General features: G+C 66.8%; 19 protein-coding genes. 12 read left to right on the forward strand and 7 right to left on the reverse strand.

Translation table 11 applies throughout. The features are described from left to right. Positions 1-33 precede the first annotated feature (33 nt). From AC5RWU_RS06005 to AC5RWU_RS06020, 4 genes are all read right to left on the reverse strand, one after another. On the reverse strand, positions 34-831 hold the full coding sequence (locus AC5RWU_RS06005; protein ID WP_494030177.1) for an iron ABC transporter ATP-binding protein: 798 nt from the start codon (positions 829-831) through the stop codon (positions 34-36). 67 nt (positions 832-898) lie between these two features. Continuing rightward, entirely contained in the window at positions 899-1,897 is a 999-nt protein-coding gene (locus AC5RWU_RS06010; RefSeq protein ID WP_494030178.1) for an iron chelate uptake ABC transporter family permease subunit, read from the reverse strand. Beyond that, entirely contained in the window at positions 1,890-2,936 is a 1,047-nt protein-coding gene (locus AC5RWU_RS06015; RefSeq protein WP_494030179.1) for an ABC transporter permease, read from the reverse strand. The genes AC5RWU_RS06010 and AC5RWU_RS06015 overlap by 8 nt, the downstream gene beginning before the upstream one ends. Before the next feature lie 64 nt (positions 2,937-3,000). Further along, positions 3,001-3,918, reverse strand: coding sequence for a siderophore ABC transporter substrate-binding protein (locus tag AC5RWU_RS06020; RefSeq protein WP_494030199.1), 918 nt, complete (start codon positions 3,916-3,918; stop codon positions 3,001-3,003). A gap of 418 nt (positions 3,919-4,336) precedes the next feature. Here AC5RWU_RS06020 and groES point away from each other — a divergent pair, with 418 nt between their 5' ends. The 12 genes from groES to AC5RWU_RS06080 all read left to right on the forward strand — a co-directional run bounded on the left by groES (position 4,337) and on the right by AC5RWU_RS06080 (position 21,598). Beyond that, complete coding sequence (groES, locus tag AC5RWU_RS06025; RefSeq protein WP_494030180.1) at positions 4,337-4,633, forward strand: co-chaperone GroES; 297 nt, start codon at positions 4,337-4,339, stop codon at positions 4,631-4,633. Between the two features lie 81 nt (positions 4,634-4,714). Further along, complete coding sequence (gene groL, locus AC5RWU_RS06030) at positions 4,715-6,328, forward strand: chaperonin GroEL (protein WP_494030181.1); 1,614 nt, start codon at positions 4,715-4,717, stop codon at positions 6,326-6,328. A 193-nt stretch (positions 6,329-6,521) separates the two neighbouring features. Next, positions 6,522-8,639, forward strand: a complete 2,118-nt coding sequence (locus AC5RWU_RS06035; RefSeq protein WP_494030182.1) for an acyltransferase family protein — start codon at positions 6,522-6,524, stop codon at positions 8,637-8,639. Between the two features lie 153 nt (positions 8,640-8,792). Next, positions 8,793-10,304: an IMP dehydrogenase gene (gene guaB, locus AC5RWU_RS06040; RefSeq protein WP_494030183.1), complete on the forward strand. Its 1,512-nt coding sequence runs from the start codon at positions 8,793-8,795 to the stop codon at positions 10,302-10,304. Positions 10,305-10,391: 87 nt separating this feature from the next. Beyond that, the gene (locus tag AC5RWU_RS06045) at positions 10,392-11,531 is read left to right on the forward strand and encodes a GuaB3 family IMP dehydrogenase-related protein (protein WP_494030184.1); all 1,140 of its coding nucleotides are present in this window, start codon (positions 10,392-10,394) and stop codon (positions 11,529-11,531) included. A 138-nt stretch (positions 11,532-11,669) separates the two neighbouring features. Continuing rightward, a complete protein-coding gene (locus tag AC5RWU_RS06050) occupies positions 11,670-13,445 on the forward strand; it encodes a glycerol-3-phosphate dehydrogenase/oxidase (RefSeq protein ID WP_494030185.1) in 1,776 nt (591 codons plus the stop codon). 31 nt (positions 13,446-13,476) lie between these two features. Next, positions 13,477-13,968 (forward strand): PTS sugar transporter subunit IIA, encoded by a 492-nt coding sequence (locus tag AC5RWU_RS06055; protein WP_494030186.1) that lies wholly within the window; start codon positions 13,477-13,479, stop codon positions 13,966-13,968. Positions 13,969-14,035: 67 nt separating this feature from the next. Then, positions 14,036-14,926 (forward strand): SURF1 family protein, encoded by an 891-nt coding sequence (locus AC5RWU_RS06060; protein WP_494030187.1) that lies wholly within the window; start codon positions 14,036-14,038, stop codon positions 14,924-14,926. Beyond that, on the forward strand, positions 14,923-15,393 hold the full coding sequence (locus AC5RWU_RS06065; protein WP_494030188.1) for a DUF3817 domain-containing protein: 471 nt from the start codon (positions 14,923-14,925) through the stop codon (positions 15,391-15,393). Before AC5RWU_RS06060 ends, AC5RWU_RS06065 begins: the two co-directional genes overlap by 4 nt. A 169-nt stretch (positions 15,394-15,562) precedes the next feature. Continuing rightward, a complete protein-coding gene (gene guaA, locus AC5RWU_RS06070) occupies positions 15,563-17,152 on the forward strand; it encodes a glutamine-hydrolyzing GMP synthase (RefSeq protein ID WP_494030189.1) in 1,590 nt (529 codons plus the stop codon). Between the two features lie 100 nt (positions 17,153-17,252). Continuing rightward, positions 17,253-21,362, forward strand: coding sequence for a DUF4011 domain-containing protein (locus tag AC5RWU_RS06075; RefSeq protein WP_494030190.1), 4,110 nt, complete (start codon positions 17,253-17,255; stop codon positions 21,360-21,362). Positions 21,363-21,376: 14 nt separating this feature from the next. Further along, the gene (locus tag AC5RWU_RS06080; protein WP_494030191.1) at positions 21,377-21,598 is read left to right on the forward strand and encodes a hypothetical protein; all 222 of its coding nucleotides are present in this window, start codon (positions 21,377-21,379) and stop codon (positions 21,596-21,598) included. A 40-nt stretch (positions 21,599-21,638) separates the two neighbouring features. On the opposite strand, the gene cpaB is transcribed toward AC5RWU_RS06080, so the two are convergent. The 3 genes from cpaB to AC5RWU_RS06095 all read right to left on the reverse strand — a co-directional run bounded on the left by cpaB (position 21,639) and on the right by AC5RWU_RS06095 (position 23,443). Further along, positions 21,639-22,343, reverse strand: a complete 705-nt coding sequence (gene cpaB, locus AC5RWU_RS06085; protein WP_494030192.1) for a Flp pilus assembly protein CpaB — start codon at positions 22,341-22,343, stop codon at positions 21,639-21,641. A 96-nt stretch (positions 22,344-22,439) separates the two neighbouring features. Next, a complete protein-coding gene (locus AC5RWU_RS06090) occupies positions 22,440-22,748 on the reverse strand; it encodes an FmdB family zinc ribbon protein (RefSeq protein ID WP_494030193.1) in 309 nt (102 codons plus the stop codon). Between the two features lie 74 nt (positions 22,749-22,822). After that, on the reverse strand, positions 22,823-23,443 hold the full coding sequence (locus tag AC5RWU_RS06095; protein ID WP_494036936.1) for a 5-formyltetrahydrofolate cyclo-ligase: 621 nt from the start codon (positions 23,441-23,443) through the stop codon (positions 22,823-22,825). Positions 23,444-23,562: the final 119 nt, after the last annotated feature.

A 23,562-nucleotide genomic window follows, 5' to 3' on the forward strand; every position in this document is an offset into this window, starting at 1 on the left:
TCGTACCGTGGCGTACGACGGCGGCGGGCCGCCTCAGATTCCCGGCGCACCTAGGGCGGGTACGCCGACTCCCGCGGAGAAGTAAACGGCGATGCGCTCGCCGCCGATTTCGGCGACCTGGATCGGCATGTCGTAGATTTCGGCCAGCACTTCGGAGGTCATCAGTTCCGCCGGGCTGCCCTGGTGCGTGATGGCGCCGTCCTGCATCGCGATGATGGTATCCGAGTAGCAGGACGCGAAGTTGATGTCGTGGATGACCAGCACGACGGTCTTGCCCAGCTCATCCACCAGCCGGCGCATCAGCCGCATCATTTCCACCGAATGCTTCATGTCCAGGTTGTTCAGCGGCTCGTCCAGCAGCAGATAGTCGGTGTCCTGCGCCAGGACCATGGCAATGAAGGCGCGCTGGCGCTGTCCGCCGGAGAGTTCGTCCACGAAGCGGTCGGCCAGTCCGGTCAGGTTGAGGTAGTCGAGGGCCTGGTTGATATGGGTCAGGTCCTCGGCGGTCGGGCGCCCCTTGTTGTGCGGGTACCGGCCAAAACCGACCAGGTCGCGGACGGTCAGCCGGACGGTGAGCTGGTTCTCCTGGCGCAGGATCGCCATCTTCCGGGCCAGGACGTCCCCGGCGGTTGCGGCGACATTCAGTCCGTCGATGGCCACCGAGCCGGAGTCCATCGGTGCCAGCCGGCTGACCATGGACAGCAGCGTCGATTTGCCGGCGCCGTTGGGGCCGATGATCGAGGTGACGCCGCCCTTGGGAATGTTGCAGCTGACGCTGCGCACCACCTGCTGGGAGCCGTATTTCTTGGAGACTCCGGAAACCTGGATCATGCGGGTACCTCGGGCAATGCGATGGGGACGGACGTGAGGGGGACAAATACCGGGACAGAACGGAACGTCATCGGACCGAGCCTCGCAGCAGCATGGCGATGAACACCAGTCCGCCGATGAACTCGATCACGATGCTCAGGGCCGTGTTGAACTCGAAAATCCGCTCCAGCACCAGCTGCCCGCCGACCAGCGCGATGATGCCGATCAGCACGGCAACCGGCAGCACGTATTTGTGCCGGAAGATGCCGCAGAGTTGGTAGGCCAGGCTGGCTACGAGCAGGCCGAAGAAGGTGACCGGACCGACCAGCGCGGTGGAGACGGCGACCAGCACGGAGCAGATGACCAGCGTCAGGGTGACGGTGCTCTTGTGGTCCACGCCCAGGTTGACGGCGGTTTCCCGGCCGAGGGCCAGGACGTCGAACCGGTTGCGCACCCGCCAGGCCGCCGCGCTGACCAGGGCGACCAGCAGGCTGGAGACCAGCAGCAGCGTGCCGTCCACATTGTTGAAGCTGGCGAAGAACAGGTCCTGCAGGATGATGAATTCGCTCGGGTCGATCAGCCGCTGCAGCAGGGAGGAAACGCCCCGGAACATGGCGCCGAACACGATTCCCACGAGCAGCATCAGGTGCAGGCTCTTGCCGCCGCCGGTGAACAGCCAGCGGTACAGGAGCCAGGAAAAGCCGACCATGAGCACCACTTCGATGCCGAAGCGCACGGGCCCGCCGAGCGAGAGCAGCGCCTGGGCGCCCAAGCTGAACGTCAGTACCGTCTGGATCAGCAGGTACAGGGAATCGAAGCCCATGATGGAGGGCGTCAGGATGCGGTTGCTGGTCACGGTCTGGAACAGCACCGTGGAAACGCCCACGCAGTAGGCCACCAGGATCATGGAGCCGACCTGGATTGCCCGGCGCGGCAGGATGTAGGAGAGGTTGCCGCGCAGTTCGATGGTCATGAAGACCGCGACGAGCACTGCGGCCAGCAGGCCCAGGACGACGATGGGCACCAGCGGCGAGGCACCCTTGGTGCGGCGGACGGTGCGTGTGACGACGGCGGGTGCGCTAAGCACGGCGCCGCCTCAGCAGCAGGTAGAGGAACAGCACGCTTCCGACGGCGGAGACGATGGTGCCCACCGGGATCTCATAGGGGAAGCGGACAAGGCGGCCGGCAATGTCGCAGGCCAGGACGAAGCCGGCGCCGAAGACGGCGACCCAGGGCACCGCGCGGCGGACATTGTCGCCGATCAGCAGGGAGACCAGGTTCGGAATGATCAGGCCGAGGAAGGGAATGGCGCCGATCGTGACGACGACGACGGCGCTGATCAGGCTGACGATGACCAGGCCCAGGGTCATGACCCGGTTGTAGTTGAGCCCCAGGTTGGTGGTGAACTCCTGGCCCATCCCGATCACGGTGAACCGGTCGGCGCAGATGTAGCCGACCAGGGTCAGGACCGCGACGATCCACAGCAGTTCGTACCGGCCGGCGATGACGCCGGAGAAGTCGCCGACCATCCAGGTATTCAGGGTCTGCAGCAGGTCGAACCGGTAGGCGAAGAAGGTGGTCACGGCGGCCACGACGCCGCCGAGCATAATGCCCACCAGCGGAACCAGCAGGGTGTTCCGCAGCGGAAGCCGGCGCAGGATGAGCAGGAACAGTGCGGTGCCGCCGGCGGCGAAGAACGTGGCCACCAGCATTTTGGTGAACAGCGAGGCACCCGGGGCCAGTACGGTGACGGCGAGGATGCCGAGGGTGGCCGATTCGATGGTGCCGACCGTGGACGGTTCCACGAACTTATTGCGCGCCATCAGCTGCATGATCAGTCCGGCCACGCTCATGGCCATGCCGGCCAGGATGATGGACAGGGTGCGCGGGATGCGGCTGATCAGCAAGATCTGCGTTGCGTTGCCTTCGGCGGAAAAGAGCGTCCCGAGGGAAACGTCGCTGACGCCCACGAACATGCTGATCGCCGCGAGTACGACGACGGCGGCACCGGCCGCTGCCAGCTGCAGGCTGGTGCCGCGCAGGCGGGGAGGCCTGGCCGGGGCTGCCGCTGTGGTGGGAGCGGCAGCAGTGCCGGCACCGGCCGGAGCATGGACTGAGGCAGTCATCTTGTATCTGGATCCTTGTACAGCGCAAGCGGCGGGACCAAGGTCCCGCCGCTTCGACGGCTTCTTACTTCAGGGCGTCGCCGACGGCGTTGACCATGGCGTCGACATTGTTCAGGCCGTAGCCGACGATGTACCACTGCGTGGAGTCCAGGTAGTGGATGTTGCCGTTGGCGGCGGCGTCCGTTCCGTTCACCAGTTCGTTGTCCAGCACGGCGGCCGCGGCTTCGCCGGATTCGCCGATGGCGGCGTCGCGATCGATGACGAACAGATGCGCGGGGTTCTTCTCCGCGATGTATTCGAAGGAAATAGCCTCGCCGTGGCGGCCGTCGGACTTGACATCGGCTGCCGTCTGGACGCCGAGGACGTCGTGGATCAGGCCGAACCGGGAGCCGGCGCCGTAGGCGGTCAGTTCTCCGCCGCTGGTCATGACGACCAGGCCGTTGCCGGCGTTGGCTGCAGCGGCCTTGGTTGCCTCGATGTCTGCATCGATCGCGGCCAGCTTTTCCTCGACGTCGGCTTCCTTCTGGAAGATTCCGCCGAGGCTGGTCGAATGCTGCTTGAAGCTGGCCATCGGGTCGGCGGCGTCGACGCTCAGGTCGATGGTGGGAGCGATCTTGCTCAGTTCCTGATAGTGCCCTGCGGCGCGGCCGGAAATGATGATCAGGTCCGGAGCGCCTTCGCTCACGGCCTCGAAGTCCGGTTCCTGCAGCGTGCCGATGTTGGTGACGGTGTCCGCGCCGTATTCCTCGAGGGAGGCCGGCAGGTTTGCCTGCGGAACTCCGTCGACCTGGACGCCCAGGGCGTCCAGGCTGTCCAGCACGCCCAGATCGAAGGTGTAGACGGTTTCCGGGTTCACCGGCACCTCCGTGGTTCCCTGTGCATGGTCCACGGTGACTGTTTCGCTGCCGGAAGCATCCTGGGCCTCGGCACTGGTCTGGCTGCAGGCGCTGAGCATCAACATCGATGCGGCGGCCAGGGCCATGACCTTGGCGGGGAGAGTCTTCTGCACGGGCTAATGCTCCTGGTCTCGTACCCGCCGTGGGGGCGGGTGGGTGAATTAGGTGACGTAGGCCTGACCTAATTGTGCTTGCCCCAGAAAACTATCGGTTAGGTATGCCTAACGCAACTTCGCTCCGGTGTGTCCCGTGTAACAAATCGACGCACAAAGCCCATTCCGCCTGTCGTGGTGCCGGACGGTGCGCCGGTCGCTGGCACTCGCCTTGACCGAGTGCTAACGCCTTGCATAGAGTCGTCATTGGCACTCTCACCCTGAGGGTGCTAATTCCCGGGGGTCGCAAGGCCCCTGCCTGACGGCACCCGCCAGCCGGCACCGCGACGACGGTAGGCATGCCGCAAGGCACCTTTCGCCCGTACATAACTTATGTGAAGGAGAGGTCCGAGTGTCGGTCTCTATTAAGCCTCTTGAGGATCGCATCGTTGTCCGCCCGCTGGAAGCCGAGCAGACCACCGCTTCCGGCCTGGTGATCCCGGACACAGCCAAGGAAAAGCCGCAGGAAGGCCAGGTCGTGGCCATTGGCCCCGGCCGCGTTGATGACAACGGCAACCGCGTTCCCGTCGATGTTGCCGAAGGCGACGTCGTTATCTATTCCAAGTACGGTGGAACCGAAGTCAAGCATGGCGGCGAGGAGTACCTGATCCTGTCCGCCCGCGACGTCTTGGCAGTCGTCGTCAAGTAGTCCGCACAAGGAGCCCCGGCCGCACAGCGGCTGGGGCTTTCCTTGCTCACAGCCAAAGTCAAAGCCAAAGGAAGTAGACATATGGCAAAGCAGTTGGAGTTCAACGACGCTGCCCGCCGCGCGCTGGAGGCCGGCGTCGACAAGCTGGCCAACACCGTCAAGGTGACTCTCGGTCCGCGCGGCCGCAATGTGGTGCTGGACAAGAAGTGGGGCGCCCCCACGATCACCAACGACGGCGTGACCATCGCCCGCGAGGTCGAGCTGGAGGATCCGTATGAGAACCTCGGCGCGCAGCTGGCCAAGGAAGTAGCCACCAAGACCAACGACGTTGCCGGCGACGGCACGACGACGGCGACGGTGCTGGCCCAGGCCCTCGTCAAGGAAGGCCTGCGCAACGTGGCCGCAGGTGCCGCGCCCGGCCAGCTCAAGCACGGCATCGAGGTTGCGGTGGAAGCCGTGGCTGCCCGCCTGCTGGAAAACGCCCGCGAGGTCGAGGGTAACCACGTTGCCGACGTCGCGACGATCTCCGCCCAGGACCGCGTCATCGGCGAACTGCTGGCCGAAGCGTTCGACAAGGTCGGCAAGGACGGCGTGATCACCATCGAGGAAGCCTCGGGCATGCAGACCGAGCTCGTGCTCACCGAGGGCATGCAGTTCGACAAGGGCTACCTCTCGCCGTACTTCGTGACGGATCCGGAACGCCAGGAAGCCGTTCTGGAGGACGCATACATCCTGATCAACTCTGGCAAGATCTCCTCGGTGCAGGAATTCCTGCCGCTGCTCGAGAAGGTGCTGCAGGCCGGCAAGCCGCTGTTCATCATCGCCGAGGACATCGAGGGCGAGGCCCTGTCCACGCTGGTCGTGAACAAGATCCGCGGCACCCTGAACGCTGTCGCCGTCAAGGCTCCGGGCTTCGGCGACCGCCGCAAGGCAATCATGCAGGACATCGCCATCCTCACCGGCGCACAGGTGGTTTCCCCCGACCTGGGCCTGAAGCTGGACCAGGTGGGCCTGGAGGTCCTGGGCTCCGCCCGCCGGATCACCGTGACCAAGGACAACACGACCATCGTGGACGGCGCCGGCTCCGAGGCCGACGTGGCCGACCGCGTGGCCCAGATCCGCGCCGAGGTGGAGCGCACGGATTCCGACTGGGACCGCGAGAAGCTGCAGGAGCGCCTGGCCAAGCTGGCCGGCGGCATCGGCGTCATCAAGGTCGGTGCTGCCACCGAAGTTGAGCTCAAGGAAAAGAAGCACCGCATCGAGGACGCTGTGTCCGCGACCCGTGCCGCCCTCGAAGAGGGCATCGTCTCCGGCGGCGGTTCCGCCCTGGTGCAGGCAGCCGCCGCGCTCGATTCGGACGTCAGCGTCAAGGCCTTGGAAGGCGATGCCGCTACGGCGGTCGGCCTGGTCCGCAAGGCCCTGGCAGAGCCGCTGCGCTGGATCGCCCAGAACGCCGGGTACGAGGGCTACGTCGTCGTCAACAAGGTCAACGGACTGGAGCTGGGCCACGGCTTCAACGCGGTCACCGGCGAGTACGAGGACCTGCTCAAGGCCGGCATCATCGACCCGGTCAAGGTCACCCGTTCCGCGCTGCGCAACGCCGCTTCCATCGCCGCCCTGGTACTCACTACCGAGACCCTGGTCGCGGAGAAGCCAGCCGAGGAAGAAGACGCCCACGCCGGCCACAGCCACTAGGCCGGCTCCGGCAAGCAACATCTGGCAGGGCCCCGGTCCGTCCATCCCGTACCGGGGAGGACGGCCGGGGCCCTGCTGGTTATTTATAGGCCGTTCGCGGCCGATGGACCGGCTGCCGAACCCCGGAATGCCGGGCTTCGGCAGCCCCGGGCGATAGACTCGATGGGTCATTGCCAGCTTCGAAGGGTATTTTGTGTCAAGCGTGCAGCTGACGGAGCGCCGCCATGAGCCGCCTGCGGAGCCCAGAGGGCCTGCCCGCAATTACCGTCCGGAAATCCAGGGCCTGCGTGCCCTCGCTGTCCTCCTGGTTGTTGTGTACCACGTGTGGCTGGGGCGAGTCTCCGGCGGCGTGGACATCTTCCTGCTGATCTCGGCCTTCCTCATCACGATGTCCTTCACCCGCAAGGGCGAGGACGGGAAACCGCTCCACCTGGTTAAGTACTGGCTGCATCTGTTCAAGCGGCAGTTGCCGGCGATCGTCGTCGTGCTCCTGACCGTCCTCGTGGCCACCGCGCGGCTGCTGCCCAGCAGCCGCTGGGCGGATATCTTCAGCCAGACCTGGGCGTCCCTGCTGTACTTCCAGAACTGGGTCCTGGCCAACAATGCGGTGGACTACTACGCGGCCGACCACAGCGCGGCCAGCCCGCTGCAGCACTTCTGGTCGCTGTCCATCCAAGGGCAGGTCTTCATCCTTTGGCCGCTGATCTTCGCGGCTGCGGCAATCCTGCACCGGTTCCTCAACGGTGGTGCGGCGCGATCGGGACGCCGCCTGCCGGCCACAGCCGTGAGCTACAGAGCGGTGAGCTACCGTGCCATCCTGGCCGTCATCTTCGGCGGCGTGTTCGCCGCGTCGCTGGCCTTCTCCGTGTGGCAGACTGCCACGAACCAGTCCTACGCCTATTTCGACACGCGCACGCGCCTGTGGGAGTTCGCCCTGGGATCGCTGCTCGCGCTCGCGCTGCCATACCTGACCTTCGGACCGCGGGTACGGATCATCCTCGGTTGGTTCGGCCTCGCCGCCATGGTCAGCTGCGGGCTGCTGCTGCAGGTCCAGCAGCAGTTCCCCGGCTACGTGGCGCTGTGGCCGACCCTGGCGGCTGCATGCATCATCATCGCGGGCCGGACCGGGAGCCGCTTCGGCGCCGACCGTCTGCTGACCGCCCGGCCCCTGGTGCGGATGGGGAACAACTCCTACGGGCTCTACCTGTGGCACTGGCCGGTCCTGGTCGGGTACCTGACCGTCAGCGGGCGCTCTGCGGCCGGCCTGCTCGACGGCGCCGCCATCATTGCCGTGTCGATCCTGCTGGCCGTTCTCACCACCCGGGTCGTGGAAATGCCCGTCCGCAGCTGGACCTGGTCTGAGTCGAAGCGGCGCCGCATGGGCCTGGTCATCGCCGTGGCAGTCGCCGTGGTCGCCGCACCTCTGAGCGGTTGGCAATTCCAGGTCAAGGCCCAGGAGCAGGCTGTCCAGCAGCAGTCGCCGCTGGATAACCCGGGAGCCGCGGCGCTGACGCCTGGCTTCGAGTTCACCGGCCGACAGGACGCGCAGGTCAAACCGACGCTCAGCAGCCTCTCCGGCGAATGGGCGGAAGTGGATCAGCAGTGCCACGGCCAGACGGATCCGGCCACGGGCCAGCCCGTGCCCTGCCGCGTGGTGGGGGACCGGGAAACAGCCGCCCGGACCGTCGTGATGCTCGGGGACTCCCACTCCATGATGTGGCTGACGGCACTGGAACCGGTGGCGGAGGAACGCGGCTGGCAGGTGGTGGCCCTGCTGAAGATGGGCTGCCGCTACGGTGCCGCCGTCGAGTCCCGCTCCGACGACTGCAATGCCTACAACCAGGCGGTCCATGACTATGTGCTGCAGGAAAAGCCCGATGCCGTGTTCACCGTTGGAACCAGGACGGACCAAGGCGATGCCGGGGAAGCGATCGTGGAGGGCTATGCCGCCGGAATCCAGGATTTCACCGCAGCCGGCATCGACGTGGTCGCCCTGCGGGATTCGCCGCGCTTCAGCTTCCCCATGCCGGAATGCATCGAACGCAACGGGGACGACCCCACCGCCTGCGCCCGGCCGCGTGCCGAGGTGCTGGCGGAGGTCTCGCCGCTGCAGGATTTCGCGGCCACGATGCCCGGTGTGCGGCCAATGGATATGACGGACCTGCTGTGCACTGCCGACGGCTGTCCCGGGGTGATCGGCAACGTCCTGGTCTACCTGGACCATGACCACCTCAGCCGCAGCTATGTGGAGACGACGGTGCCGGTCTTCGGCGGGCGGTTCGCCGCCGCTCTCGGCTGGCCGGCGCCGTGAGGGCGCTGCGACGGCGCCCTGAAAGCGCTGTGACGGTGCCCACGGAATGAATTCGGAATAGGGCAGACGGGCCTTTCGTTTTACGATTGAAGCAGCAGCGGACCGTCCCCCGCGCAGCATCCCCCACCCGGTAATCCCGAAAGAGGCGCAGTTGTGAGCCAACTAGAACATGATCCATTTGCCTTCGTTGGCCTGACATACGACGACGTCCTGCTCCTTCCCGGCCCGACGGACGTCATCCCGTCCGAGGCCGATACAAGTTCCCGCCTGTCCAAGCGGATCACGGTGCAGACCCCGCTGCTGTCCGCCGCCATGGACACGGTGACCGAATCCAGCATGGCCATCGCCATGGCCCGCCAGGGCGGCCTCGGCGTGATCCACCGCAACCTGTCCATCGCGGACCAGGCGGAGCACGTGGACCGGGTCAAGCGCAGTGAATCCGGCATGATCACCAACCCCGTCACCGTGCATCCGGACGCGACGCTGCGCGATTGGGACGAACTGTGCGCGCATTACCGCGTCTCCGGTCTGCCGGTAGTGGACGAGGACGGCAAGTTGCTGGGCATCGTGACTAACCGTGACACGCGTTTTGTTCCCCGGGCGGACTACCCCAGCCGCAAGGTCAACGAAGTCATGACGCCGATGCCGCTGATCACCGGCAAGGTGGGCATCAGCCGCGCAGAGACCATCGAGCTGCTGGGCAAGCACCGCATCGAAAAGCTCCCGCTGGTGGACGACGCCGGCATCCTGCGCGGACTGATCACCGTCAAGGACTTCGACAAGGCGGAGCAGTACCCGCTGGCCACCAAGGACGATGAGGGCCGCCTGCGTGTCGGCGCCGCCATCGGCTTCTTCGGCGACGGTTACGAGCGCGGCATGACAATGATCGAGGCCGGTGTCGACGTGCTGGTGGTGGACACCGCCAACGGCCACAGCGCCGGGGTGCTCGACATGATTGCCCGGCTGAAGAAGGACAAGGCAGCGGCCCACGTGGACATCATCGGCGGCCAGGCTGCTACCCGCGAGGGCGCGCAGGCACTGATCGATGCCGGCGCCGATGCGATCAAGGTCGGTGTTGGCCCGGGTTCCATCTGCACCACCCGTGTGGTTGCCGGCGTGGGCGTTCCGCAGATCACCGCCATCTACGAGTCTGCCAAGGCAGCGATCCCCGCCGGCGTGCCGGTCATCGCCGACGGCGGCCTGCAGCACTCGGGGGACATCGGCAAGGCGCTGGTCGCCGGCGCGGACACCGTCATGCTCGGCTCCCTGCTGGCAGGCGCGGCCGAAAGCCCGGGCGACCTGGTGTTCGTCAACGGCAAGCAGTTCAAGGCCTACCGCGGCATGGGGTCGCTGGGCGCCATGCAGACCCGCGGCAAGAACACCTCCTACTCCAAGGACCGTTACTTCCAGGCTGACGTGCCGGACGATGAGAAGCTGATCCCGGAGGGCATCGAAGGCCAGGTTCCCTACCGCGGTCCGCTGTCCGCCGTGGCCCACCAGTTGGTCGGCGGCCTGCGCCAGACCATGTTCTACACGGGTGCGCGCACCATCGCCGAGCTCAAGGAGAAGGGCAAGTTCGTCCGCATTACGTCGGCCGGGCTGAAGGAGTCCCATCCGCACGACATCATGATGACCGTGGAGGCACCGAACTACCGGTCCCGGTAGTTTTCCCGACCCCTTCCGCAGCAACCCGCGCGGCCGCCAGTTGGCAGCCGCGCGGGTTTCTCGTATCAGCTGCGATAACCTAGACCGGTGACTTACGAGATTGAAATCGGCCGTGGCAAGCGTGGGCGCCGAGCCTACTCCCTCGATGACGTAGCAGTCGTCCCCTCCCGCCGCACCCGGGACCCCAGGGATGTCTCGGTCGCATGGCAGATCGACGCCTACAAGTTCGAAACCCCGGTCATCGCCGCGCCGATGGACTCCGTCATGTCGCCGGCCACCGCCATTGCCCTGGGCCAGCTCGGCGGCCTGGGCGTGCTGAACCTCGAAGGCCTGTGGACCCGCTATGAGGACCCGCAGCCGGTGTTGGATGAGATCGCCACGCTGGGCGATGAGAACTTCAGTCCCGCGGCCACCAAACGGATGCAGGAGCTCTACCAGGCGCCGATCCAGCCGGAGCTGATCACCTCCCGGCTGGCCGAAATCCGTGCCTCCGGTGTCACCGTCGCCGGTTCCCTCACGCCGCAGCGCACCCAGGAGTTCTACAAGACGGTGGTGGATGCCGGCGTCGATATCTTCGTCATCCGCGGCACCACGGTCTCCGCCGAACACGTCTCCAAGGAACAGGAGCCCCTGAACCTGAAGCAGTTCATCTATGAACTGGACGTGCCGGTGATCGTCGGCGGTGCCGCCGGCTACACACCGGCGCTGCACCTGATGCGCACCGGCGCGGCCGGCGTGCTGGTCGGATTCGGCGGCGGAGCAACGACGACGACGCGCCGCGCCTTGGGCATCCACGCCCCGCTGGCCACGGCGCTGTCGGACGTGACGGCCGCACGCCGGGACTACATGGACGAATCCGGCGGACGTTATGTGCACGTGATTGCCGACGGTGGCCTCGGCTTCAGCGGAGCCATCGTCACGGCGATCGCGATGGGTGCCGACGCAGTCATGCTCGGATCCGCGCTGGCCCGGGCCGAAGAAGCGCCGGGAAAGGGTTGGCACTGGGGCCAGGAGGCCCACCATGCCGAGCTGCCGCGCGGCGACAGGGTCCGGGTGGGCACCGTCGCGCCGCTGGCCGAGGTGCTGCATGGCCCCTCGCACCACACTAACGGCACGTCCAACCTTGTTGGGGCGCTGCGGCGTTCCATGGCGACCACCGGCTATTCGGATCTGAAGGAGTTCCAGCGCTGCGAGGTCGTGGTCTCCCCGTACATCGCCAACGACTAGGCGAAGCAGGGCACTGGGAAGGCGAAGCGGGCCCTGAATAGACACGTCCGGCAGGCGCAGGCAGTATCGTTGGACGTACTGCGCTACACCAAAGCTGTTCGGCGCCGGGGTCGCGGTGCCAAGGGAGGTCTGCGAGCCATGTCAGAAGGTGCCACCGCTGCCGGTCCACGGCACGCAGCCGGCGTCCGCGAGAAGTCAGGAGCCCTCAGCCCCGGGAACCGGGAGAAAGCCCTCGCCGCGCTGGGGGCCACCACGCAGCCGGGCAGGGAACTGGACCTCCTGATCGTCGGCGGGGGCATCGTCGGAGCCGGTTCCGCGCTGGACGCGGTGACCCGCGGACTGGACGTGGGCATCGTCGAGGCGCGGGACTGGTCCTCGGGAACGTCGTCCCGGTCCTCCAAGCTGATCCACGGCGGCCTGCGCTACCTGGAAATGCTCGATTTCTCCCTCGTGCAGGAGGCACTGCAGGAGCGCGGCCTGCTGATCCAGACCATCGCGCCGCACCTCGTCCGGCCCGTGCCGTTCCTCTATCCGCTGTCCAGGCGCGTTATTGAACGTCCCTACGTGGGTATGGGCATGGTCCTCTACGACACGCTGGGCATGACCTCCGGCCACGCCCGCGGAGTGCCGATGCACAAGCACCTGAGCCGGCGCGGCACGCTGCGGGCGGCACCGAGCCTGAGAGACGACTCGCTTATCGGCTCTATCCGCTACTACGACGCGCAGGTCGACGACGCGCGGCTGGTTGTCGACGTCGTCCGCACCGCCGCCCATTACGGCGCCTATGCGGCCAACCGGCTGAAGGTGGTCAGGTTCCTGCGCGAGGGGGAGCGGGTGGTGGGCGCCCGGGTCAGGAACCAGGAGGACGGCAGCGAATTCGAAATCCGGGCCAAGCAGGTGGTCAATGCCACCGGCGTCTGGACCGATGAAACCCAGGCCATGGTCACCGAGCGCGGCCAGCTGAAGGTCCGGGCGTCCAAGGGCATCCACCTGGTGGTCCCGCGGGACCGCTTCCAGTCCACTGTGGGGTTGATCCTGAGGACGGAGAAGTCCGTGCTCTTCGTGATTCCCTGGGGGCGGCACTGGATCATCGGGACGACAGACACGGACTGGAACCTGGCCAAGGCCCATCCGGCGGCGTCCTCCAAGGACATCGATTACCTCCTGGAGCGTGTGAACCGGGTGCTGAAGCGGCCGCTGACCCGCGAGGACGTCGAGGGCGTGTATGCCGGCCTGCGTCCGCTCTTGGCGGGTGAGAACGATTCGACCGCCAAGCTGTCCCGCGAACATGTCGTGGCACATCCCGTCCCCGGCCTGGTCGTCGTCGCCGGCGGCAAGCTGACCACCTACCGGGTGATGGCCAAGGATGCGGTGGATGAGGCCACCAGGACCCTGGATGAGCGGGTTCCGCCGAGCTGTACCGAGACGATTCCGCTGCTGGGAGCCGAGGGGTACAAGGCCGCCTGGAACCGGCGTGCGCGCACCGCCGAGCAGGCCGGCGTCCACGTGGCGCGGGTGGAACACCTGCTGCAGCGCTATGGCTCGCTGGCAGACGATGTACTGGCGCTGATCAAGCAGGACCCGGCCCTGGGGGAGCCGCTGCCGGGTGCCGACGATTACCTCGAAGCTGAGGTTGTCTACGCCACCCTGAACGAAGGCGCCCGGCATATCCACGATGTCCTGACCCGCCGTACGCGCATCTCCATTGAGGCCTGGGACCGCGGCGTCTCCGCGGCTCCGGTGGTGGCACGGCTCATGGCGCCGCACCTGGGCTGGAGCGACGGGCAGAAGGACCGCGAAGTCAGGCATTACCTGGCGCGGGTGGAGGCCGAACGGCTCAGCCAGGAACAGCCCGACGATGTCACGGCGGACGCTGCGCGCATGGGCGTGGATGACATCGTTCCGGTCTGCTAGGTTTCCGGGCAACTGATGCGGATGGTGGGTCGTGACTGAGCTTCCCCTCGAACTGAACGATGCCGAACTGACAACGCCGGAACTGGTCATCCTGGAACTGGAAGCCGCCGACAAGGAGGATGCCGCAGCTCAGTTGGCCGCCCGGCTGTTCGAACAGGGACGCATTTCCAACCTGGAAGCGTTCCTTGCCGAAGTGAATGCCCGCGAGCACCAGCTGGCCACCGGGCTGCCCGGAGGAGTCGGCATTCCGCATGCGCGCAGCGCGTTCGTCAATCAGACGAGCATCGCTGTGGGGGTGACCAAGTACGGGCACAGCCTCGACTTCGGGGCCGTCGACGGTCCGGCGACGCTGGTCCTGCTGATGGCCACGCCCGCAGCGTCCTTTTCCGAACATCTGGAGGTGCTGGCCACACTGGCACGATCCCTGTTCAAGGAGAACTTCCGCGAGTCACTGCGCCGGGCGCACGACGCCGAAGTGGTCGCCGAGCTGATCAATTCCTCCATCGTCTTCTTCAGGCACTGAGCCGGCGGCCGGGCCCGCCAGGGGAGCGCATTGGGATTTCTACAGGTGCACGAAGTACCGTTAAGGGGTGCTCAAAACCGCCCTCAAACCCCGTTGGATCGCCGCACTCGTGCTGGCGTTCGTCATTTCGACGGTGTTTGTGCTGCTGAGCCGGTGGCAGTTTTCCCAGTCGCAGGACGCGCCTCCGCCGCCGCCGGCCGCCACTGAGCAGGTCCGGCCGCTGACTGAAACGTTCCGTCCGGGGGAGCCGCTGCTGGCCGCCACCGCCGACCAGATGGTCACTTTCACCGGAAGCTTCGACCCCGAGCGCCAGGTCCTGGTCCGCAACCGCCTCAGTGACGGCCGATCCGGCTACTGGGTGGTGACCGCCTTCACCGTTGACGGCGCCCAGTTGCCGCCGGCAAGCGGAACCGCGCCGGCCGGCGTCGTTATTCCGGTGGCGCGCGGCTGGATCGCCGAACCGGGCCAGGCGGACACTGCCCCCGGCGGGCAGGCGACGGTGACCGGCCGGCTGCTGCCCACCGAGGCGCCGATCGCCGAGCCCCGCGTCGACGGCCAGGTGGCCAGCCTGTCCGTGGCTGAGCTGATCAACCTGTGGGACGTCCCCAGCTATGCAGCGTTCGTGGCGGCGTTCAACATCGACGTCGGCGGAACCGAGGTAGGCGCCGGCGCCGCAGCATCCGCGCTGGAACCCATCGAGGTCGGTCCGCAGCCGCAGGAGACACCGGTCAACTGGATGAACGTCTTCTACGCCGTGGAATGGGTGGTATTCGCAGGTTTCGCCTTTTTCCTGTGGTGGCGGCTGGTAGCCGACGACCACCGGCGCACCCTCGAGGCCCACGAGGACGCGGAGGCCGAAGCACGCGCCAGCCAGCCCGCCGACGAATCCCAGCCCGCCAACGAATCCCAGCCCGCCAACGAATCCAAGACTGAAAACAGCAACGAGGTAGTACAGTGACCCAGCCCGCCAGCACCACCAAGCGCCGCTTCGGGGGCACCCACCAGCAGATCCGCTCCGCATTGGGCTTCTACAAAGTCCTGGCCTACCTCACCGGCGTCATGCTGCTGCTGCTGTGCGTCGAAATGATCGCGCGCTACGGGTTCGGTTCCTTCCTGTACGCCGGCGGCACGGATGCCTTCACCGGTGAGCCCTTCGTCTTCGGTTTCGCCGGTGCCGAGCCGCCGGGGGTCGAGGGCGGCTTCAACCTCTCCATTGCGGTGCTGATCATCCACGGCTGGATGTACGTGGCGTACCTCATCTCCGATTTCCGTCTCTGGTCGCTCATGCGCTGGTCCTTCGGCAAGTTCATCCTCATCGCCCTGGGTGGAGTGGTGCCGCTGCTGTCCTTCTTCGTGGAGAAGAAGATCCACCGCCAGGTGGAGGAGGAGCTGGGGGCCCATCCGCAGGCTGCCAAGCGGTACTGAGCGGCAGTATGTGCCGGTCGCTGCTGGTGGCCCGGTACGTGCCTGGCGCTGCCTGCCTGCCCGCGCCGGGTGTGCAGACCGTCCCTGAGTGCGCGGAGTCACAGCCGGCGGCGGCCGGGCGGTGCCTGTCAATGTGCGGCCGGGAGCGGGCGGCGACTATCCTTGGAGGGTGACTAATCCCGCCACCCCCCAAACAGCACACCGGCCGGTTCTGGTGGTCGACTACGGCGCGCAGTACGCGCAGCTGATCGCACGCCGTGTCCGTGAAGCCAACGTGTACTCCGAGATCGTTCCGCACACCTTCACCACGGAGCAGATCCTGGCGAAGAACCCGGCCGCCATCATCCTTTCCGGCGGGCCCTCCAGCGTCTATGCGGACGGAGCTCCGAACGTGGGAGCGGACCTGTTCGAGGCCGGCGTTCCGGTCTTCGGCATCTGCTACGGCTTCCAGGCGATGGCGAACGCCTTGGGTGGCAAGGTCGCCCGGACCGGACTGCGCGAGTACGGGGCGACGGACGTCACCGTAGCCGGCGGCGCCCGCTCCATCCTGGCCGGGACTCCGGACCACCAGAATGCCTGGATGAGCCACGGCGATGCCGTGCATGAGGCGCCCGAAGGTTTCGAGGTTCTGGCCAGCACGGCCGGTGCACCCGTTGCAGCCTTCGCGGACGAAACCCGGAAGCTGTTCGGCGTGCAGTGGCATCCGGAGGTCAAGCACTCGGACCACGGCCAGGCAGTGCTGGAGAACTTCCTCTTCAAGGGTGCGGGCCTGGAGCCCAACTGGACCACCGGCAACATCGTGGAAGAGCAAGTCGAACGCATCCGGGCGCAGATCGGCAGCTCCCGCGTCATCTGCGGCCTGTCCGGGGGCGTGGATTCCGCCGTCGCTGCCGCCTTGGTGCAGCGCGCTGTCGGTGACCAGCTGACTTGTGTCTTCGTCGACCACGGTCTCCTCCGCGAGGGCGAGGCCGAACAGGTCGAGCGGGACTTCGTTGCCGCCACGGGTGTCAACCTGTATGTGGCCAACGAGCAGGAGCGCTTCCTGAAGGCACTCGAGGGCGTCACGGATCCGGAGACCAAGCGCAAGATCATCGGGCGGGAATTTATCCGTGCCTTCGAGGAAGCCGAGCGCGCCATCATCGCCGAGGCCCAGGCCCACGGCGAGGAGATCAGGTTCCTGGTCCAGGGCACGCTCTACCCCGACGTCGTCGAATCAGGCGGCGGCGAGGGTGCGGCCAACATTAAGAGCCACCACAACGTGGGCGGCCTGCCGGAGGACCTGCGCTTCGAACTGGTGGAGCCGCTGCGGACGCTGTTCAAGGACGAGGTCCGCGCCGTCGGAGCCCAGCTGGGGCTGCCGGCGGAGATCGTCGGCCGCCAGCCTTTCCCCGGTCCCGGCCTGGGGATCCGCATCATTGGCGCTGTCGACGAGGAGCGGCTGAACCTGCTGCGCAAGGCGGACGCCATCGCCCGGGCGGAGCTCACGGCGGCTGGACTGGACAGCGAGGTGTGGCAGATGCCGGTGGTCCTGCTGGCCGATGTGCGCAGCGTCGGTGTCCAGGGCGACGGGCGTACCTATGGTCATCCGATCGTGCTGCGGCCGGTGTCTAGCGAGGACGCCATGACGGCGGACTGGTCCCGGCTGCCGTACGATCTGCTAGCCCGGATCTCGAACCGCATCACCAATGAAGTCGACGGCGTCAACCGCGTTGTGCTCGATGTGACCAGCAAGCCGCCGGGAACCATTGAATGGGAGTAATTCCGGCACGCCCCGGACCGGCGCCGGGGGAGCAGCCATTTCGGTGCTTTCCCGCGCAGCCTCCCCGCGTTCAGTCCCCGACTCAGATAGCTTTGTAGACATGCCTCTTTGGTCTAAATCCGCCCGCCAGAATCCGGAAAAGCCGGCCCGCCACCATGCGGAGCAACCACCGGCGCCGCAGGCCGGTGCGGCCGAGACGGCGGAAGCTGCGGCGGATTCGCTGCGCCCGTGGCTCCGCATGCTCGGCAGCCACGCCGGTACTGACACCCTGCTCCACTTCGCCCCGTCCACGGGCAACAGCATCGACCTGACCCATGCCCATCCCTCCGGCCTGACGCAGCTGCTGACCGGCCGCCGCACGCGCCTGTCCACCCTCCTGCGCGATCCCGGGCACTATTCCGCAGCGATGCGGGCCGCCCGCGTGCTGCGGGCGAAGATGTTCGAGATGGGCTCCGAACGTGGGCTGGACGTCGGCTACCTCGCGGCGGGGACCGCCACCTGGCGTGCTGTCCGGGCAGGGGCGATGCAGCAGATGACGGCTCCGGTCATGCTGGCGCCCGTGGCCCTGACCGTCCGCCCCTCGCAGGACGACTACGAACTTCAGCTCTCCGAGCAGGCGCGGCTGAACCCTGCACTGGTCCGCCACCTGCGGACCGAGCAGCGCATCGGCATCGACCCGGATGCCGTTGCGCGCCTTGCCTACAGCACCGCGCGCTTCGAGCCGCATCCGGTCCTCGAGCGGCTGCGCAGCATGACGGAGAACGTCCGGGGGATGTCCATCGAGCACCGGATCCTCGTCTCCACCTTCGCTGATCTGGTCGATGCCGGCTCCGATCCTGCCCTGGGGGCTCCGCACCCGGTGCTGTCCGCCCTCGCCGCGACGGCGGAGCCGGACTATGAGCCGTCGGTTCCTGAGGTCAGGACCGCATCCTTCACTCCGGTCGACGAGCGCGATCCTGCCGACGAACTGCTGGTGCTGGACGCGGATCCGGCGCAGCAGGAAGTCCTGGACCTGGTCAAGGCAGGGGAATCGCTGGTCGTTTCGGCCCCGCCGGGCACCGGACAGACGCAGACGGCCATCAACGCCGCCGCCGCTCTGGCCAGCGAGGGCAAGAGCGTGCTGGTGGTTGCCGAGCGGCGCCGCACCCTCCATCAGTTCGTTGAGCAGCTCGATGCCCTGGGCCTTGGCTCGGTGGTGCTTCAGGTGAGCGCCAACATTTCGGACCAGCAGCTCAAGGACCAGCTGGTCCGGGCCATCGTGCGCAATGAGAAAGCCGAGGCACCCAGCCTGAATAACCTGCACCGGACCCTCGTGGAACACCGGCACCAGCTGCAGGATCACGTCAAGTCGCTGCACAATGTCCGTCCGCGCTGGGGCTGCTCCCCGTACCAGGCGATGCAGTCGCTGGCGGAGCTGACCGCGCTGGATCCGGCCCCCGCCACCACCGTCCGGCTCAAGCGCAGCGTGCTGGACGGCATCAAGGACCGCGGCGAGGTAACAGCCCGGCTGCGGCGGGCCGCGCAGCTGGGAAGTTTCAGCAAGGCTGCTGCCGCATCCCCCTGGTATGGGGCCAAGCTGCTTAACCGGAAGGAAACCGAGGAGGCGCACCGGCTTACCTCCGACCTTGCACGGGACCTTCCGCAGCTGCGCGAGAAGATGGAACGCGTCGCGGAACACTCGGAGATCGGACTGGGGCTGACCTTCCATGAGTGGGGCGAGCAGCTGCAACTGCTGGTTGCTGTGCGTGCCAGCCTGGACAAATTCACTCCGGATATCTTTGACCGTCCGGTCACGGACCTGATTTCCGCTACGGCGCCGTCGGCGTGGCGGCGTGAGCGGGGCGTGGAAATGAGCGCCATGACCCGGTCCCGGCTGCGCCGGGTCGCGAAGGAATATGTCCGCCCAGGCGTGCACATTTCCGACCTGCATACGTCTCTGCTCGATGTGCAGCAGCAGCGCACCCTGTGGAGCCAGTATGCGACGACGCAACGGCACCCTTCCGTGCCCACGGGACTGGCGGAGATCAACGGCTTCTACCTGCAGACGCAGGAGAACCTGGAAACGCTGTCCGGGATCCTGGCCCCCACGCCCGGCGGTGGGAACCTCGCGTCCGCCCGGTACGAGGACCTGGTGGACAGGCTCAATGAGCTGGCTGCGGACAAGCAGACACTGACGACACTGCCCGAACGCACAATGTTGCTGGAGCAACTGCGCGACCAGGGACTTGGCGAACTGCTGGACGAACTTTCGGCACGCGAAGTGGCGGCCCCGCAGGTCGGCTCGGAATTGGAACTGGCCTGGTGGCAGTCCGCCCTCGAAGCCATGATCAGCGGTGACGAGTACCTGGCCATGTCGGACGGCGACCACCTGCGCCAGCTCGAAGCCGAGTACCGGCTGGCGGACAACGCGCATATTGCCTCCGGCAGCGGAAGGCTGCGCTGGCAGCTGGCTGAACGCTGGCGGCAGGCGGTGGCCGACCGCCCTGTGGACGCTGCTTCGCTGCGGGAGCTGCTCAAGGCTGGCAGCGTGAGTCTGCGGACCTTGAGCAACCAGGCGGACGAGATCGTGTCCGCCCTGATACCGGTCTGGGCAGTGAGTCCGTTGGTGCTGCCGACGGTACTGCCGCCGCATAAGAAGTTCGACGCGGTGCTGATCCTGGAAGCCGAATCGATTTCCCTGCCGTCTGCGGTTCCGGCCATTGGGCGGGCCCGGCAGGTTATCGCCTTCGGCGACGGCTGCCTGGCCGGGCCGCAGCCGTTCTCCGTGGGAACTGAACCTGTGTCCGACACGGGGGAGCAGCAACTGGAGAGCGCCTTCGGCGCCCTTGCCAAGGTCCTGCCCAGCCGCGAACTTAATGTCGTGTACCGGGGAGTGGACCAGGCGCTGATCCAGTACCTGAACACGACGTTCTACGATGGCCGGCTGAGCCGGCTGCCGGATGCCCGGTCCCTGGCCGGGGCGGGACGTGCGCTGACCGTCGAATACATCGCCGATGGAACGGGCATGCCGACTGCCGACCTTGATGGCGTTGAAAGCGTTGCCGCCGAGGTCAACCGCGCCGTCGACCTGGTTTTCGAGCACGTGCGGCGGCGTCCGCGCCAATCGCTGGCTGTCGTCACGGCCGGGGTGCGGCATGCTGCGCGGCTGGCGGAGGCGATTCGGCTCCAGATGGCCAACCATCCCTGGGCCGCGGACTTCTTCAAGCCCGGGCGGGAATCTTTCCGGGTAGTGCCGGTCGAACACGCGGCAGGCCTCGTACGGGACTGCATCATCTTTTCGCTGGGCTTTGGCCGGACACCGCACGGCCGGGCACTGCACAATTTCGGCTCGTTGTCCGGTCCGGACGGGCGCGGCCTGTTCGTGACCGCCATGACCCGGGCCAGGAACCAGCTGCATGTCCTGACCTGCTTCACCCCGGATGACCTCGACCCCGCACGCCTGGGCAACGGCGCGCTGGACTTCTATGAGCTGCTCAGGCGTGAGCTTGGGGACGACGCCGGACTCGGTGCGTCGCTCGTTTCTGCCGCGGAGGTGAATGAGGATCCGCTGGTGGCTGATCTGGTGGGACGGCTGCGGCGGCGCGGGGCCAACGTCTGGGATCACTACAACGGTGTACTGGATATCGTCGCAGCGCCGGACCCGCTGACGGCGCCGCACAATGTGGTCATCACGCCCATGGCAATCGAATCCGACGGTACGCAGCGGTACCGGACCGCGAGCGTGCGGGAACGCAGCCGCCTTCGGCCCCAGCTCCTCGAGCGTCTGGGGTGGCGCTACATGCCGCTGTGGACCATCGAGGTCTTTACGGACCCGTCAGGATGTGCCAACCTCATCGGCGGCTATCTGGGGCTTCCTGCACCTAAGGAGACGGAGGAACCGCTGCACGCTGCGAACCTGCGCAAGGTACAGGCAGCTGGGCATACCCCCGGTCCAAGTGCCGGTGTTCACAGTGCCGATGTTCCCAGTGCCGACGTTCACAGTGCCGTTGCCGAGGGAGCTGAAGACTCTCCGGCTGCCGGCTCGGACAACGCTGACTCGGAGAACACCGGCTCGGACAACGCTGGCTCGGAGAACGCCGACACGGACAACGCAGACACGGACAACGCAGACACCGACAACGCCGCCATGGGCACGGCCGGCAGCGCTGGCGCGACCAGCGGGTCCGGCACGGCTATTGGCACCGGCCCGGACAGGGCGCGGACGCGGTGAACGGCACTGAACCTGTGAACGGTACAGAGCCCGCGAACGGCGCCGGCGCGGCCGCCCTGACCGGTCCCGCGGCCGGGACCGGTGCCGCCGCCGGAACGGACCATCCGCGGCGTTCGGCCGGCACTGGGAGCGTGATCCCCAGCCGAGCCGCGGAGGATGATCCTCGTGCCTGGGGCGACCGTGACGAGGACCGGGACGCATGGCTTCACGACCAGCGTCCGCCCCACTGGGGATGATCCCTGCCGGGAGGTGCGGCGTCTTGGTCCTTCCCGGCTGTCATCCCGCTTGGGCCTGGCTTGGCGGCAGCTGATCCGATCCCGTCAGGACAACATGGACCTGGCCGCTGCTCGATGCACCGGCCAAGGCGGTCGCCTCATCCGGGCCGGCGGCAACTACCACCAGGCCTTCGCCCCCGGGTGCGCCCAGCCACTGTGCATCCTGTTCGCCGGTAGAGGTCCAGAGGACGACGACACCGTGGGCCAGGATCCTGGTGCTTGAGGTCTCCTCATAGCCGTTGCCGGTGCTCAATGCCACATCGATCCGTTGGCCGGGTCCCAGCAGTTGGAGCGTGGAAGGGTCTGCAGGCCGGACCGGGACGGCAACCGTCCCGGGCGGTGCGCCCGTGAGGAGTCCCGGCCCGACAATGGAGGCGTCCGTGAAGATCGATCCTCGCCGGACCGGTGATGCCAGCTGCTGCCCGATGAGCGGATCCGGCGCTTCATAAGCGGCATCCGGCAGCCCGGATGGAGCTATTCGGGACAGCTGCAGATGCTCCGCGGTCAGTACGGTGCCGGCGGGGATGTCATTGCCGGCCATGACGACGGGCACCTGGATCTCACTGGCAGGCGTGAGCTCGTGTACGGCGATGCCGGCGGCCAGACAGAACAGGAAGGCAGCCAGCAGCCGGCGTCGGCGCAGCGCCCAGCGCCTCAGGCGGTCCGGCAGGCCGGGCGATTTCGGGGATGACTGTGTGCGTGGCATGGCACCACGCTAGGAAGATGTTCCCCGATGGGGCAGGCGGTCACTGCCGGATGTGGATAATCTGGCCAGGCCCTCGCCTGTGGAGGGATGCAGCGGTTAGCTGGCTGCCGCCGTCGCCTTGGCTGCCGCCGTCGTCTTGGCGGGCGCCTGAGTGGAAGCTGCGGCGGCAGGAGCCGTGGAACCGGCCTCCTTGGCCGTCGCCGAAGGCAGCGTGCCGGAGCCCTTGGCGTCACGGGAATCAGTGCGGTAGAAGCCCGAGCCCTTGAAAACGACGCCGACACTGTTGAACTTCTTGCGCAGGGTCCCGCTGCATTCGGGGCAGACGGTCAGCGCGTCGTCAGTGAAGGACTGCTGGATGTCGAATGCGTGCTGGCAGTCCTTGCAGGCGTAGGCGTAAGTGGGCACTGTGATTCCTCCTGAAAAACCGTGGCTGGACCCGCCCGTGCCGATCGCTGATTGGCACTCGCTGAATCCGAGTGCTAATTGTACACGTTTCGGCGCCCGAACCAGTGCCACCCGTGCGGCGTCACGGCGCCGTCGAGCGGGATGTCGAGTTCCGAGTAGTGGAAACTTCCGGGAGCAACCAGTTCATTCGCATAGACCATGCCCACCAGCCGCGGCCGCTCGGGCATGGCCGTCAGCCGTGCCAGGAACCGGTCGTAGAAACCGCCGCCCTGGCCCAGCCGGTTGCCGTTGGTATCCAGAGCCAGTGCCGGGATCACCACCGTTCCTACCGTAGCCATGACGTCGATGCCCCGCCGCGGGCCGACAGGCTCGCGCACCGGTGCCAGCAGGCTGGGTTCCAGGTCCACCTCCGGGGTCCACCGGACCCAGCTCAGCTGGAAGGCAGGCTCGCACACCGGCAGGACGATGTTGTACCCGGCTTCGTCGAGTGCCGGCAGGAGGTGGTGCGTCGATGGTTCCAGGCCCATGGACAGGTAGGCGGCCACACCTGGCCGGGCCGAATCAGTTGCGAGTTCCGCCAGGACCAGGTCGGCGAAGGCACGCGCCGCGGCTTCATGGGCCGTCGGACTCATGCGCCCGCGTTCCTGCCTGAAATGACGCCGTGCTGAGGACTTGTCCAGTTGCTCCATGCACATATTCTTGCAAACCGCCGCCGCACCTATTGCCTCATTGCAATACCTCCGGGAAGACTGATTCGTTGCCTCATTTGAATTTCTCCGGATGAGGTCATGGCCGGGAGTGCATCATGGGTGGG

This window comes from Arthrobacter sp. B0427-1-12, assembly GCF_059092905.1.

Excerpts from the sequence above, each read along its gene's own strand:
- groL (WP_494030181.1), top strand. The coding sequence starts at position 4,715 with ATGGCAAAGCAGTTGGAGTTCAACGACGCTGCCCGCCGCGCGCTGGAG.
- AC5RWU_RS06005 (WP_494030177.1), bottom strand. The coding sequence starts at position 831 with ATGATCCAGGTTTCCGGAGTCTCCAAGAAATACGGCTCCCAGCAGGTG.
- AC5RWU_RS06015 (WP_494030179.1), bottom strand. The coding sequence starts at position 2,936 with ATGACTGCCTCAGTCCATGCTCCGGCCGGTGCCGGCACTGCTGCCGCT.
- AC5RWU_RS06095 (WP_494036936.1), bottom strand. The coding sequence starts at position 23,443 with ATGTGCATGGAGCAACTGGACAAGTCCTCAGCACGGCGTCATTTCAGG.
- AC5RWU_RS06020 (WP_494030199.1), bottom strand. The coding sequence starts at position 3,918 with ATGGCCCTGGCCGCCGCATCGATGTTGATGCTCAGCGCCTGCAGCCAG.
- AC5RWU_RS06050 (WP_494030185.1), top strand. The coding sequence starts at position 11,670 with ATGTCAGAAGGTGCCACCGCTGCCGGTCCACGGCACGCAGCCGGCGTC.
- AC5RWU_RS06075 (WP_494030190.1), top strand. The coding sequence starts at position 17,253 with ATGCCTCTTTGGTCTAAATCCGCCCGCCAGAATCCGGAAAAGCCGGCC.
- cpaB (WP_494030192.1), bottom strand. The coding sequence starts at position 22,343 with ATGCCACGCACACAGTCATCCCCGAAATCGCCCGGCCTGCCGGACCGC.